The organism is Micromonospora sp. CNZ297 (genome assembly GCF_007827625.1).
Genome location: NZ_VISU01000008.1, coordinates 237,911 through 250,973 on the forward strand (window position 1 = coordinate 237,911; position 13,063 = coordinate 250,973).

11 protein-coding genes are annotated in these 13,063 nt (G+C 73.1%); 8 read left to right on the forward strand and 3 right to left on the reverse strand.

The window, feature by feature from the left end; genetic code table 11:
- Positions 1–107: 107 nt before the first annotated feature.
- Entirely contained in the window at positions 108–1,676 is a 1,569-nt protein-coding gene (locus FB454_RS17250) for a leucyl aminopeptidase (RefSeq protein ID WP_114921058.1), read from the forward strand.
- A gap of 74 nt (positions 1,677–1,750) precedes the next feature.
- On the opposite strand, the gene FB454_RS17255 is transcribed toward FB454_RS17250, so the two are convergent.
- Complete coding sequence (locus FB454_RS17255; protein WP_013287729.1) at positions 1,751–2,080, reverse strand: hypothetical protein; 330 nt, start codon at positions 2,078–2,080, stop codon at positions 1,751–1,753.
- A gap of 179 nt (positions 2,081–2,259) precedes the next feature.
- Here FB454_RS17255 and lpdA point away from each other — a divergent pair, with 179 nt between their 5' ends.
- Together lpdA and sucB are read left to right on the forward strand one after the other, a co-directional pair.
- Positions 2,260–3,651: a dihydrolipoyl dehydrogenase gene (lpdA, locus tag FB454_RS17260; RefSeq protein ID WP_013475708.1), complete on the forward strand. Its 1,392-nt coding sequence runs from the start codon at positions 2,260–2,262 to the stop codon at positions 3,649–3,651.
- A gap of 66 nt (positions 3,652–3,717) precedes the next feature.
- A complete protein-coding gene (sucB, locus tag FB454_RS17265; RefSeq protein WP_091331083.1) occupies positions 3,718–5,595 on the forward strand; it encodes a 2-oxoglutarate dehydrogenase, E2 component, dihydrolipoamide succinyltransferase in 1,878 nt (625 codons plus the stop codon).
- Positions 5,596–5,657: 62 nt separating this feature from the next.
- Here the strand turns inward: sucB and FB454_RS17270 are convergent, their stop codons facing one another.
- Complete coding sequence (locus tag FB454_RS17270; RefSeq protein WP_047892935.1) at positions 5,658–6,593, reverse strand: SDR family NAD(P)-dependent oxidoreductase; 936 nt, start codon at positions 6,591–6,593, stop codon at positions 5,658–5,660.
- A 147-nt stretch (positions 6,594–6,740) separates the two neighbouring features.
- Between FB454_RS17270 and FB454_RS17275 the strand changes: the two genes are divergently transcribed.
- From FB454_RS17275 to FB454_RS17295, 5 genes are all read left to right on the forward strand, one after another.
- The gene (locus tag FB454_RS17275) at positions 6,741–7,307 is read left to right on the forward strand and encodes a TetR/AcrR family transcriptional regulator (RefSeq protein ID WP_091331082.1); all 567 of its coding nucleotides are present in this window, start codon (positions 6,741–6,743) and stop codon (positions 7,305–7,307) included.
- A gap of 45 nt (positions 7,308–7,352) precedes the next feature.
- A complete protein-coding gene (locus tag FB454_RS17280; protein ID WP_114921059.1) occupies positions 7,353–8,687 on the forward strand; it encodes a low temperature requirement protein A in 1,335 nt (444 codons plus the stop codon).
- An 83-nt stretch (positions 8,688–8,770) separates the two neighbouring features.
- Positions 8,771–9,718 (forward strand): LLM class flavin-dependent oxidoreductase, encoded by a 948-nt coding sequence (locus tag FB454_RS17285; RefSeq protein ID WP_145823176.1) that lies wholly within the window; start codon positions 8,771–8,773, stop codon positions 9,716–9,718.
- 11 nt (positions 9,719–9,729) lie between these two features.
- Complete coding sequence (locus FB454_RS17290) at positions 9,730–10,740, forward strand: aldo/keto reductase (protein ID WP_145823177.1); 1,011 nt, start codon at positions 9,730–9,732, stop codon at positions 10,738–10,740.
- A gap of 116 nt (positions 10,741–10,856) precedes the next feature.
- The gene (locus FB454_RS17295) at positions 10,857–11,756 is read left to right on the forward strand and encodes a TIGR01777 family oxidoreductase (RefSeq protein ID WP_145823178.1); all 900 of its coding nucleotides are present in this window, start codon (positions 10,857–10,859) and stop codon (positions 11,754–11,756) included.
- 28 nt (positions 11,757–11,784) lie between these two features.
- Here the strand turns inward: FB454_RS17295 and FB454_RS17300 are convergent, their stop codons facing one another.
- Positions 11,785–13,026: an extracellular catalytic domain type 1 short-chain-length polyhydroxyalkanoate depolymerase gene (locus FB454_RS17300; RefSeq protein WP_145751732.1), complete on the reverse strand. Its 1,242-nt coding sequence runs from the start codon at positions 13,024–13,026 to the stop codon at positions 11,785–11,787.
- Positions 13,027–13,063 lie beyond the last annotated feature (37 nt).

Sequence of the window (13,063 nt, forward strand, 5' to 3'; positions counted from 1 at the left end):
GCATCGGCGGGACAGCCACGCCTCCCGGCGGGTAGGTTGCCGCCGGAGAGACCTTCATCGCCGGTACGCGACGACGCGGCCGGCCCGGCCCGCCCGGAGTAGCTTTCGTGACATCGCCCCGCACCACCCTCAGCCTGGTCGACACCGACCCCGCCGAACTCGCCGTCGACGCGATCGTGATCGGCGTGCACAGCCAGACCACCGAGCCGGGCAACGGCGCACCCGCCCACGCCCTGCTGCTGGCCACCGGCGGGGAGAGCATCGCCGCCGCGTTCGACGGAAAGCTGACCGAGACGCTGGCCCTGCTCGGCGCGACCGGTGGCCCGGGCGAGGTGATCAAGCTGGCCACGCTGGGTACCGTGACCGCGCCGCTGGTCGTGGCGGTCGGCCTCGGCCCGGAGCCCTCGGGCGCCGCTCCGGCCCCGGAGTCGCTGCGCCGGGCCGCCGGTGCCGCGGTGCGGGCGCTGGCCGGTGCCCCGCGCGTCGCCCTGGCCCTGCCTCTGCCCGACGACGCCGACGCCCCGGCCGCGCTGCGCGCGGTCGCCGAGGGCGCGCTGCTGGGCGGCTACCGGTTCGCCGGCTACAAGACCAAGCCGCAGCCGGCCCGGCGCGAGCCGGTGGCCGAGGTGCTGGTGGCGGTGCCGGACGCGGCCGACGCGACCGCCCAGGCCGAGATCGCGCGGGCACAGGCGGTGGCCGGTGCGGTGCGGACCAGCCGGGACTGGATCAACACCGCCCCGAACGAGCTGCGTCCCCCGGCGTTCGCCGACGTCGTCTCCGCCGCCGCCCGCGAGGCGGGGCTGGAGGTCGAGGTGCTGGACGAGGCGGCGCTGAAGGCCGGCGGCTACGGCGGCATCCTCGCCGTCGGCCAGGGCTCCGAGGCCCCGCCGCGGCTGGTGAAGCTCACCTACACGCCCGCCGGTGGCGGCAACGGCAAGCGGGTCGCGCTGGTCGGCAAGGGCATCACGTTCGACACCGGCGGCATCTCGATCAAGCCGGCGCAGGGCATGTGGGAGATGAAGTCGGACATGGCCGGCGCGGCGGCGGTCGGCGCGGCCATGCTGGCGGTCGCGGCGCTCAAGCCGTCGGTCACCGTCACCGGCTACCTGCCGATGGCGGAGAACATGCCGTCGGGCACCAGCTACCGGCCGGGCGACGTGATCAGCATGTTCAACGGCAAGAAGGTGGAGGTGCTCAACACCGACGCCGAGGGCCGGATGGTGCTGGCCGACGCGATGGCGCGGGCCTGCGCGGACGGCGCGGACTACCTGTTCGAGACCTCCACGCTGACCGGCGGCCAGGTGATCGCGCTGGGCAAGCGGATCGCCGGTGTGATGGGCACCCCGGAGCTGTGCGAGCGGGTGCGGGTGGCCGGTGACGCGACCGGCGAGCCGGCCTGGCCGATGCCGCTGCCCGACGACGTGCGCAAGGGCATGGAGTCGGACGTCGCGGACATCTCGCAGGTCAACGCCGGGATGGACCGGGCCGGGCACATGCTCCAGGGCGGCGTGTTCCTGCGCGAGTTCGTGACCGACGACGTGGCGTGGGCGCACATCGACATCGCCGGTCCGGGCTACCACTCGGGCGAGGCGACCGGTTACTGGACCAAGGGCGGCACCGGCGTGCCGGTGCGCACGCTCGTGCACCTGGTCGAGGACGTCGCCACCAACGGCTGACGGGTAAGGAAGGGCCCCTTCTTAACGCCTCGCGTCTTAGAAGGGGCCCTTTTTAACACCCGCGCGCAGCCGGCTCAGAACAACTCGGGGCGGCGCTTGCGGCGCTCGTTGTAGTCGCGCATGCGCTGGGGATAGCCCATCAGCCGCACGTCGTAGATCGGGATGGCGATCCGGTGCGCCCAGCGGCGTGCTTCGTCCGGCCCGCCGACACGCCGCCGGGTCCACTCGCCGTCGTCGGCGATCAGCATGATCGTGGTCTCGGTGACCGTCGTACGGGGCTCGATGTACGCCTCGACGCCCTTGCGGGTCCGGACGAAGTTCTCCAGATGGTCCAGATCGGCGCGGTCGGCGGCGCGGTCGCGGCTCGCCGGGGCCGCCCGCTTACGTCGTCGGAACAGCCCCACCGAATCCACTCCTCCCCCAGCGCCGTCATCGAAGACGGTGCCAAGGGTACGTGTCACCGACGTGTCGTTGGGCACCTCGGTACGCGCTCGGTCCGTGGTGGTGACAAGATGACCGAGGTGGGGTGTGCCTGTTACTCCGCCGTAACCCCCGATGCAGTGACGCGACCTGGGAGTTGGATGTGAGCGAGCCGAACGACACGACCTTCGACATCGTCATCCTCGGAGGTGGTAGCGGCGGCTACGCGGCGGCGCTGCGTGCCGCCCAGCTGGACCTCTCCGTCGCCCTCATCGAGAAGAGCAAGCTGGGCGGGACCTGCCTGCACAACGGGTGCATCCCGACCAAGGCGCTGCTGCACGCCGCCGAGATCGCCGACCAGACCCGCGAGTCCGAGCAGTTCGGCGTGAAAGCCGAGCTGGTCGGCATCGACATGAAGGCCGTCAACTCGTACAAGGACGGCGTGATCTCCCGCCTGTACAAGGGCCTCCAGGGCCTGGTGGGCGGCAACAAGAAGATCACCTTCGTGGCGGGCGCCGGCAAGCTGGTCGGCAAGAACGTCGTCGAGGTCGACGGCAAGCGCTACACCGGCCGCAACGTCGTGCTGGCCTCCGGCTCGTACGCCAAGAGCCTGCCCGGCCTGGACGTCGACGGCGAGCGGATCATCACCAGCGACCACGCCCTGACGCTGGACCGGATCCCGTCGTCGGCGATCGTCCTCGGCGGCGGCGTGATCGGCGTCGAGTTCGCCAGCGTCTGGAAGTCCTTCGGCGTGGACGTGACCATCGTCGAGGCGCTGCCCCGCCTGGTCGCCGCGGAGGACGAGGAGTCGTCGAAGGCGCTGGAGCGGGCGTTCCGCAAGCGGAAGATCAACTTCAAGGTCGGCAAGCCGTTCGAGAAGGTCGAGAAGACCGACAAGGGCGTGAAGCTGACCATTCAGGGCGGCGACACGGTCGAGGCCGAGCTGCTGCTGGTCGCCGTGGGCCGCGGCCCGAACACCGCCGGCCTCGGCTACGAGGAGCAGGGCGTCAAGATGGACCGCGGCTACGTGCTGACCGACGAGCGGCTGCGCACCAGCGTGCCGAACGTCTACGCGGTCGGCGACATCGTGCCCGGCCTGCAGCTCGCGCACCGCGGCTTCCAGCAGGGCATCTTCGTCGCCGAGGAGATCGCCGGGAAGAACCCGGCCGTGATCGACGAGGCCGGCATCCCGCGCGTCACCTACTGCGACCCGGAGCTGGCGTCGGTCGGCCTGACCGAGGCGAAGGCCAAGGAGCAGTACGGCGCCGACAAGATCAAGACCTACAACTACAACCTGGGCGGCAACGGCAAGAGCCAGATCCTCAAGACCGCCGGCCACGTGAAGCTGGTCCGGGTGGACGACGGCCCGGTGGTCGGCGTGCACATGGTCGGCGCCCGGGTCGGTGAGCTGATCGGCGAGGCGCAGCTCATCTACAACTGGGAGGCGTACCCGGCCGAGGTGGCGCAGCTCGTGCACGCCCACCCGACGCAGAACGAGGCTCTGGGCGAGGCGCACCTGGCCCTGGCCGGCAAGCCGCTGCACGCGCACGCCTGACACGACAACCGCGGCGTCCGGCGACGGGCGATGATCCCACCAGGGGAATGAAGGAGTCTGGAGAACATGCCGGTATCGGTCACCATGCCCCGGCTCGGCGAGAGCGTCACCGAGGGCACCGTCACGCGCTGGCTCAAGCAGGAGGGTGACACCGTCGAGGTCGACGAGCCCCTGCTCGAGGTGTCGACCGACAAGGTCGACACCGAGATCCCGTCCCCCGCGGCGGGCGTGCTGAGCCGGATCGTGGTCGGCGAGGACGAGACCGCCGAGGTCGGCAGCGAGCTGGCGGTCATCGCCGGCGAGGGCGAGGACGCGGGCGCGGCTCCCACGGAGAAGGCCGAGCCGGCCACCGAGCCGACGGCCGCCGCCGAGGGCACCGGCCCCGAGCCGGAGCAGGCCCAGGAGGCCGAGGAGGCCGCCGCCGAGCCGGGCGCCGAGGCCGAGCAGCCGGCCGTCGAGGAGCCGGCCGAGCCCGCCGCGCCGTCGGTCGAGGGCACGCCGGTGACCATGCCGGCCCTGGGCGAGAGCGTCACCGAGGGTACTGTCACCCGCTGGCTCAAGCAGGTCGGCGAGACCGTCGAGGTGGACGAGCCGCTGCTGGAGGTCTCCACCGACAAGGTCGACACCGAGATCCCGTCGCCGGTCGCCGGCACGCTGCAGGAGATCAAGGTCGCCGAGGACGAGACCGCCGACGTCGGCGCCGTGCTGGCGATCGTCGGGGTGGCCGGCGCCGCGCCCGCGAAGGCGGAGCCGAAGCCCGAGCCCAAGCCGGAGCCCAAGGCCGAGGCGAAGCCCGAGCCGAAGCCGGAGCCCAAGGCCGAGGCGAAGCCCGAGCCGAAGCCGGAGCCGAAGGTCGAGGAGCCCACGCCGGGCGCGTCCTACAACGAGCCGGCCGCCGAGGCGGAGCAGGCCGCGCAGCCGGCCAAGGCCGAGCAGGCGGCCCAGCCGGCCGCGCCGGCCGCCGCGCAGCGCCCGAGCGTTCCGTCCGAGTACGGCGAGGACGCCGCCGGGTACGTGACGCCGCTGGTGCGCAAGCTCGCCGCCGAGCACGGCGTGGACCTGGGCTCGATCAAGGGAACCGGCGTGGGTGGCCGCATCCGCAAGCAGGACGTGCTGGAGGCGGCCGAGAAGGCGAAGGCCGCCAAGCCCGCGCCGGCCGCCGCCGCTGCCCCGTCCGCACCCGCCCCGGCCAAGCCGGCCGCCAAGCCGGAGCCGAGCGCCAAGCGGGGCACCACGGAGAAGCTGCCGCGGATCCGTTCGATCATCGCCAAGCGTCTCCAGCAGTCGCTGCACGAGACGGCGCAGCTGACCACCGTCGTCGAGGTCGACGTCACCAAGGTCGCCAAGCTGCGGGCGCGGGCCAAGGACTCGTTCCAGGCCAAGCACGGCGTGAAGCTGTCCTTCCTGCCGTTCTTCGCGGTGGCCGCGATCGAGGCGCTCCAGACGTACCCGATCATCCAGGCCAGCATGGACCTGGACGGCGGGACGATCACCTACCCGGGCGCCGAGCACCTGGGCATCGCGGTGGACACCGAGCGCGGGCTGCTCACGCCGGTCATCCACAACGCCGGTGACCTGAACATGGGTGGCCTGGCCAAGCGGATCGCCGACCTGGCCGAGCGCACCCGGGCCAACAAGATCACCCCGGACGAGATGGCCGGGGCGACGTTCACGCTCACCAACACCGGCAGCCGGGGCGCGCTGTTCGACACCCCGATCGTGCCGTCGCCGCAGTCGGCGATGCTCGGCACGGGTGCCGTGGTGAAGCGTCCGGTCGTGGTGAACGATGCTGAGCTGGGCGAGGTCGTGGCGATCCGCTCGATGGTCTACCTGGCTCTGTCGTACGACCACCGGCTGATCGACGGCGCCGACGCGGCCCGCTTCCTCACCGCGGTGAAGGAGCGGCTGGAGGGCGGCAACTTCGAGGCCGAGCTGGGTCTGTAGATCCGAGACGGCGAGGGGGCGCGCGGCGACATGCCGCGCGTCCCCTTCCTCGTTTCCGCGGGTCAGCCGCGCAGGTGCGCCTCGGAGACGGTCCAGAGCTGCTCGGCGGCCTCCGGATCCCGGGCGTACGCGGCCCAGCCGGTGCGAGTGCCCGGCTGGTTCGGCCCGGCCTCCTGGCAGTCCTCGAAGTACCGGCCGCCGACGCCGTCGAGCAGCGGCGAGGTGGCGACCAGCACCGAGGTCGCCGCGCCCTGCTCCGGGGTCTTGAAGGCGGCCGCGTTGCCGCTGCGCATCCGCGCCAGCTCCTCCTCGCTGATGTAGCGCTGGAGGTTGGTCCGGATCGCGCCCGGCATCAGCGCGTTGGTGTAGATGCCGTCGTCGGCCCAGCGGCGGGTCGCCTCCACCGCGAACAGCACGTTCGCGGTCTTGGACTGCCCGTACGCCAGCCACGGGTCGTACGGCCGCTGCCGGAAGTGGATGTCGGAGAACACCACCGGCGAGCGCAGGTGCGCCGCCGAGCTGACCGAGACGATCCGCGCGCCGTCGGCCGCGGCGAGCGCCGGGCGCAGCCCGGTGGCGAGCGCGAAGTGGCCGAGGTGGTTGGTCGCGAACTGCATCTCCCAGCCCTGCTCGGTGCGCATCTCGGGCGAGGCCATGATCCCGGCGTTGTCGACGAGCATGTGCAGTGGCCCGTCCCAGGTGCGGACGAACGCGGCCACCGAGGCGAGGTCGGCGAGGTCGAGCGGGGCGACCAGGATCCGGTCGTTGCCGGTGGTGCCGATGATGTCGTCGGCGGCGCGCTGTCCGGCCTCGGTGTTGCGGACGGCGAGTGTGACGTCGGCTCCGGCGGCGGCGAGCGCGCGGGCGGTCTCCACGCCGATCCCGGAGGCGCCGCCGGTGACGACGGCCCGCCGGTCGGTCAGGTCCAGGTCGCGGACCACCTCCAGGGCTGTGGTCTCGGCGGAGAACGGGGTGGTGACTGGTGTCGAGCTGGTCATGGTCCATCCTTGTCGACGGCGACGCGGACCGATGTCCGCCCGCTACGATGAGAAGCGGAGGATCCTCCGTTACTCCGCCAGCATAATCGGAGGGGGCTCCGGTTACCATCGTGCCGGGCCGGCGGCCCGGTCGAGGGAGGAGTGCCCGTGCCCGACCGACAGCTGCGCGCGGACGCGCTGCGCAACCGGCAGCGGCTGCTGGACGCCGCGGTCCAGGCGTTTTCCCAGGACGGCCCGGAGGTAACGCTGGACCGGGTCGCCAAGGACGCCGGCGTCGGCATCGGCACGCTCTACCGACACTTCCCGAGCCGGGAGGCGCTGATCGAGGCGGCGTACCGCAACGAGCTGGAGAAGCTCTGCGACGCCGCTCCGGCGCTGCTCGCGGCCCAGCCCGCCGACGCGGCGCTACGCGCCTGGATGGACCGGTTCGTCGACTACCTCGCCACCAAGCGGGGCATGGCCGACGCGCTGCGGCTGGTGATCGCCTCCGGCGCCAACCCGTACGCGCAGAGCCGCGACCGGCTGCTCGCCGCGCTCGGCGAGCTGCTCGCGGCGGGCGCCGCAGCGGGCGTCGTACGCGCCGACGTGGCCGCCGCCGACGTGCTCGCCAGCCTCAGCGGGGTCTCCCTGGTGGCGGGCGAGCCGGACCAGCGTGCCCAGGCCGGACGCCTGCTCGACCTGCTGATGGACGGGTTGCGCCACCGGCCGGGCTGACCGGAATCGGCCCGCGGCCCGGACCGGCGCTGACAGACTCGGCCGGTGGGCTCGTACGGGTGGCGGGGACGCCTGGGGCCGGCCGTGCCGGTGGCCCCGGGCGCCCGGGTCGACCGGTTCGAGATCTTCTTCGACCTGGTCTTCGTCTTCTCGTTCTTCATCATCACCCGGGCCACCGCGCTCGAGGTGACCGGCGGGGCGCTGCTGCACGCGCTGCTGGTCCTCGCCGTGCTCTGGTGGTCGTGGGTGGTGCACAGCGTCGTCGCCACCCGGGTACGCCTCGGCGAGGGCTTCGTCCCGGTGCTCATGACAGTCGGCATGGCCGCGCTGTTCACGTTCGCGCTGTCGCTGCCGCACGCGTTCCGCGACCCGCGCGGCAACGAAGCCGGGCCGATGGTCGCGGCGCTCAGCTACACCGTCCTGCGGCTGGTGCACCTGCTGCTCTACCGGCACGCCGTCCGGGACAGCCCGAACGAGCGCCGGCAACTGATCCGGTTCGCCCCCGAGGTGGTCGGCAGCACCGCGCTGCTGCTGGTCGCCGCGCTGCTGCCGCCGAGGATCGACGACCTGTTCTCGGCGGCGGTGCTGCGGGACGTGCTGTGGGCCGGCGTCATCCTGCTCCAGTACGGCACCGGCATCCTCGCCGGCACATGGGGCTGGGGCGTCGCGTCCGCCGAACACTGGACCGAGCGGTACGACCTCATCCTGATCATCGCGCTCGGCGAGTCGGTCATCTCCGTCGGCGTGGGCAGCAACCTGCTCGGCCAGCCGCCCACCTGGCCGGCCGTGGCGGCGGCGGTGCTCGGCATCTTCTTCACCGCCGCGCTCTGGTGGGCGCACTACGACATGGTCGGGCCGGCCGCCCGGATCGCCCTGCACGTCGCGCAGGACGGTCCCCGGGTGGCGATGGCCCGGGACGCGTACGCGTACCTGTTCCTGCCGATGATCGCGGGCATCATCCTGTTCGCGCTCGGCGCCGAGACGATCGTGCACGGGATCGCCGACCCGAACGTGCCGCCGAGCGAGCCGGCCCATGGTCCGGGCGTGCCGCTGCTGTACGGCGGCGTGATCTGCTACCTGTGCGGCAACATGCTGTTCCAGCTGCGTACCCTGCGCACGGTGAGCTGGACCCGGGTCGGGACGGTGCTGCTGCTCGGCGTGGCCATCCCGGTCGCGGAGCGGGTGCCGGGGCTGGCCGCGCTGGGCATGCTGACCGCCCTCACAGTGGGCATGGTGGCCGTCGAGGTGATCGTCTTCGCCGAGGGCCGGCAGGCGCTGCGCAAGCTGGTCTTCGAGGAGCGCGCCAGCCACGAGGCGCACGAGGCGGCCTGGCGGGCCCGGTGGCACGAGCAACCCGAGGACCGCGACGCGAACGGATGAACGCCGCCGTGTGACGTTCGGCCGTCGGCAGAATCGGCGCGTGCGGGGTGGCCGGCGGCGCGGCGTGCGCCGATGCTGAGGCGATGGCGACCTTCTCCGTACAGGCGCAGCCCACCGACGCGGCGAGCTGGACCGAGCTGGCCCGTACCGTCGAGGCGGCCGGCTTCGACGCGCTGTTCGCGGCCGACCACCCCGGCTCCTGCGCGTCGCCGTTCGTCGCGCTGGCCGCTGCGGCGGCCGTGACCAGCAGGCTGGGCCTCGGCTCGTACGTCTCCAACGCCGGCGTCCGCGAGCCGATCCTGCTCGCCGCCGACGTGGCCACCCTGGACGTGGTCTCCGGCGGGCGGGCCCGATTCGGCGTCGGCGCCGGCCACACGCCGGCCGAGTGGCGGGCCGTCGGGCGCGAGCGCCCGGACGTCGCCGGCCGGGTACGCCGCTGCGTCGAGGTGGCCGAGGCGGTCCGGGCGCTGCTGGCCGGCGACGAGGTCACCGTGGACACCGGGGACCTGACGACGTACGCGGCACGGCTCGACCGGCCCCGCCCGGTCCAGGACCGGATCCCGCTGACCGTCGGCGCTTCCAACTCGACGCTGCTGCGCTGGGCCGGAAGGCACGCCGACGTGGTCGGCCTGGCCGGCTTCGGCCGTACGCTGCCCGACGGCCACCAGCACACCGTCCGGTGGCGGGCCGACCAGATCGAGGCGCAGCTCGCGCACGTGGCGGCCGGAGCGGCCGGCCGGGAGACGCCGCCGGTCCTGGAGGCGCTGGTCCAGCACGTCGCCGTCACCGACGACGCGGAGGCGGCCGCCGCCGGGACGGCCGCCGAGACCGGGCTCACCCCGGCGGAGGTGCTGGCCACCCCGTTCGTGCTGGCCGGGACGCCCGACGAGATCGTCTCGGCCGTGGCCGGGCACCGGCGCCGCTGGGGCGTCACCCGCTTCGTGGTACGCGCCGGGGCCGTCGACGCGCTCGCCCCGCTCCTGCCCCGGCTGGCGGGAAAAGAGCTGGACTTCGAGCACACTCGAAAGTGAACACTGGGCGCATGACGACGACACGACGGCTGGGCCGCAGCGGCATCGAGGTCAGCGCGATCGGCATGGGCTGCTGGGCGATCGGTGGCCCGCTCTGGGACGGCACCCAACCGCTCGGCTGGGGCGAGGTGGACGACGACGAGTCGGTGCGTACCGTCCACCGGGCGCTCGACCTGGGCGCGACGCTGTTCGACACCTCCAGCAACTACGGCGCGGGGCACAGCGAGCGGGTGCTCGGGCGCGCGCTCGCCGGCCGCCGGGACCGCGCGGTCATCGCGACCAAGTTCGGCTATCCCACCGACGAGGAGACCCGCCAGGCGCTCGGCGAGGACGCCAGCCCCGAGTACGCACGGCGCAGCCTGGAGGGTTCGCTGCGCCGGCTCGGCACCGACCACGTCGACCTCTACCAGCTCCACCTGGGCGGCCTGCCGGTGCCGCGGGCACTGGACCTCGTCGGCACCCTGGAGGACCTGGTCGCCGAGGGAAAGATCCGGGCGTACGGCTGGAGCACCGACGACCCCGCCTCGGCGCGCGCCTTCGCCGAGGCCGGACCGCACTGCGCGGCGATCCAGCACGACCAGTCGGTGCTGCGGGACAACGCCGCCATGCTCGCGGTCTGCGCTGAGTTCGACCTGGCCGCTCTGAACCGGGGGCCGCTGGCGATGGGCCTGCTCACCGCGAAGTACCAGGATGCTCCCACCGCACGGGGCGACGACGACGTGCGCGGCGTGGCACCGGAGTGGCTGGACTGGTTCACCGGCGGCGTACCGCGCGCCGAGTGGGCCGAGCGGGTGGCCCGGGTCCGTGAGGCGCTGACCGCCGACGGCCGCACGCTCGCCCAGGGCGCGCTGGGCTGGCTGCTCGCCCGCAGCCCGCACACCCTGCCGATCCCCGGCTGCCGGACCGTCGGGCAGGCCGAGGAGAATCTCGGCGCGCTGGCGTACGGGCCGCTGCCGGAGGCAGCCTTCGCCGAGGTGGAAAGACTGCTCGCCGACCTGCGCACCGCCAAGGCCGACGCCTGACCAGCCAGGCCGGGCCGGCCGGCTGAGGGCGGCGCCGGTACGCAACCGGTGGGCGTGACGAGTGAGTGATTTCGCTCAACGCATCCGAATCGCGCCGCGTACTCGAAGATGTGAGCATGCGGATCCTCATGGCCGGCGCGTCCGGTTTCCTCGGCACCCGACTGGTCGACTGCCTCACCGCGGACGGCCACCAGGTCACCCGCCTGGTCCGCCGCCCGCCACGCACACCCGTCGAACGGCAGTGGAACCCCTCCGCCGCACAGCTGGACCCGCAGTGTGTCGCCGACGCCGACGTGGTGGTGAACCTGGCCGGCGCCGGGGTGGGCGACAAGCGCTGGAACGACGAGTACCGGAAGGTGATCCGGACCAGCCGGGTGGACAGCACCACCACGCTCGCCATCACGATCGCCGGCCTGCCCGCCGCCGACCGGCCCGCGGTGCTGCTGAACTCCTCCGCCGTCGGCTGGTACGGCAACACCGGCGACCGGACGGTAACCGAGGAGGCACCTGCGGGTGAGGGGTTCCTCGCCGACGTCTGCCGCGTCTGGGAGGCCGCGACCCGCCCGGCCGAGGACGCGGGCGTACGGGTGGTGCGCCTGCGTACCGGACTGCCGCTGCACCGCGACGGCGGCCTGCTCAAGCCGCAGCTGCTGCCGTTCCGGCTCGGCGTCGGCGGCAAGCTGGGCAACGGGCGGCAGTGGCTGCCGTGGATCTCGATGCGGGACTGGCTCGACGCCGCGAAGTTCCTGCTGAACCGCGACGGCATCGCCGGCGCGGTGAACGTGGTCGGCCCGGCGCCGGTCACCAACGCCGAGTTCACCAAGGAACTGGCCCGCCAACTGCACCGCCCGGCGATCATGCCGATCCCGGCGGTGGCGCTGAAGGTGGCGCTCGGCGGTTTCGCGCAGGAGGCGCTGACCAGCGCGCGGGTGCTGCCCGCCGTGCTCGACAAGGCCGGCTTCTCCTGGGCGCACCCGGACCTGGCGGGCGCGCTGCGCGCCGCCCTCTCCGAGTGACCGGCCGAGGGCGGCGCGACGCGGCGGATCAGCAGCCGATCACCCAGTACGCGGGCCCGGTCTGCTTCAGCGTGCTCTTGTAGAAGGTGTTGTAGAGGCCCATCCGCTGCCCGCTGCCGAGCGCGTAGGCGTAGCCACCGGACTGGTAGGCCCGCCCGGCCACGACGTGCGCGTAGTTGCTGGCGGTGACGCAGGCCGGCGCGCTGGTCGGCGTGGGCGAGGCGGTCGGCGTGGGCGAGGCCGTCGGCGTGGGTGACGCCGTGGCCGTCGGGGTCGGGCTCGGCGAGGCGCCGCCACCGCCGAGCCCGAAGAAGACCGCGTCCCGGTACGTCGAACAGATGGTGTCCAGGAAGTACGCCCCGGCGGTGCCGCACTGGTCCGCGCCCGTACCCGGGTCGACGGGGGTGCCGTGGCCCATCCCGGAGACCCGGTAGAGGCGGACCTGGTCGGCGCCGTAGACCTCCAGGCTCGTGCCGGCCGGCAGCGTGGACGTGCTGGTCGGGGTGGTCGACACGCCCAGCACGTTCGTCCACTGGTCCCGCGACTCGGCGGCGTTCGCGGTCGCCACGGTGGTGTCGCTGGTGCCGTGCCAGATCGCCACGCGGGGGCGCTTGCCGGTGTACCCGGGGTACGCGCCGCGGACCAGGTCGCCCCACTGCGCCGGGGTCTTGTCCACGCCCGGGTTCATGCAGCTGAACGCGGTGACGGTGCTGGTGGCGCAGCGGTACGGGATGCCGGCGATGATCGAGCCGCCGGCGAAGACGTCGGGGTAGGCGGCGAGCATGGCCGCGCTCATCGCGCCACCGGCGGAGAGGCCGCTGACGTAGACGCGGGCGCCGTCGGTGCCGTAGGTGGTCTTGGCGTAGTCGACCATCTGCTTGATCGACAGCGCCTCGCCCTGGCCGCGTGCGGTGTCACCGGTCTCGAACCAGTTGAAGCAGGAGTTGGCGTTGTTGCCGCTGGGCTGCTGCGGCGCGATGAGCGTGAACTTCCACTGGTCGGCGTACTTCTGCCAGCCGGAGTTGGTGACGTACGTCGAGGCGTTCTGCACGCACCCGTGCAGCAGCACCACGGCGGGCGCGCCGGTGGGCAGGCCGTCCGGGCGGTACGCGTACATGGCCAGGTTGCCGGGGTTGGAGCCGAACCCGGTGACCTGGGTCAGCGAGGCGGCCTGGGCGGGAAGGGCGGCGACCAGCGCGGTGGCCGCGGCCAGCACGACCCCGGCCGCCGCCCCGGCGACGCGGGCGATGAGGGATGAGGAGCGGGGCACGGGGACCTCCCGATCGTGGAATGTGAACTGAGTCACC

Excerpts from the sequence above, each read along its gene's own strand:
- sucB (WP_091331083.1), top strand. The coding sequence starts at position 3,718 with ATGCCGGTATCGGTCACCATGCCCCGGCTCGGCGAGAGCGTCACCGAG.
- FB454_RS17270 (WP_047892935.1), bottom strand. The coding sequence starts at position 6,593 with ATGACCAGCTCGACACCAGTCACCACCCCGTTCTCCGCCGAGACCACA.
- FB454_RS17285 (WP_145823176.1), top strand. The coding sequence starts at position 8,771 with ATGGCGACCTTCTCCGTACAGGCGCAGCCCACCGACGCGGCGAGCTGG.
- FB454_RS17290 (WP_145823177.1), top strand. The coding sequence starts at position 9,730 with ATGACGACGACACGACGGCTGGGCCGCAGCGGCATCGAGGTCAGCGCG.
- FB454_RS17295 (WP_145823178.1), top strand. The coding sequence starts at position 10,857 with ATGCGGATCCTCATGGCCGGCGCGTCCGGTTTCCTCGGCACCCGACTG.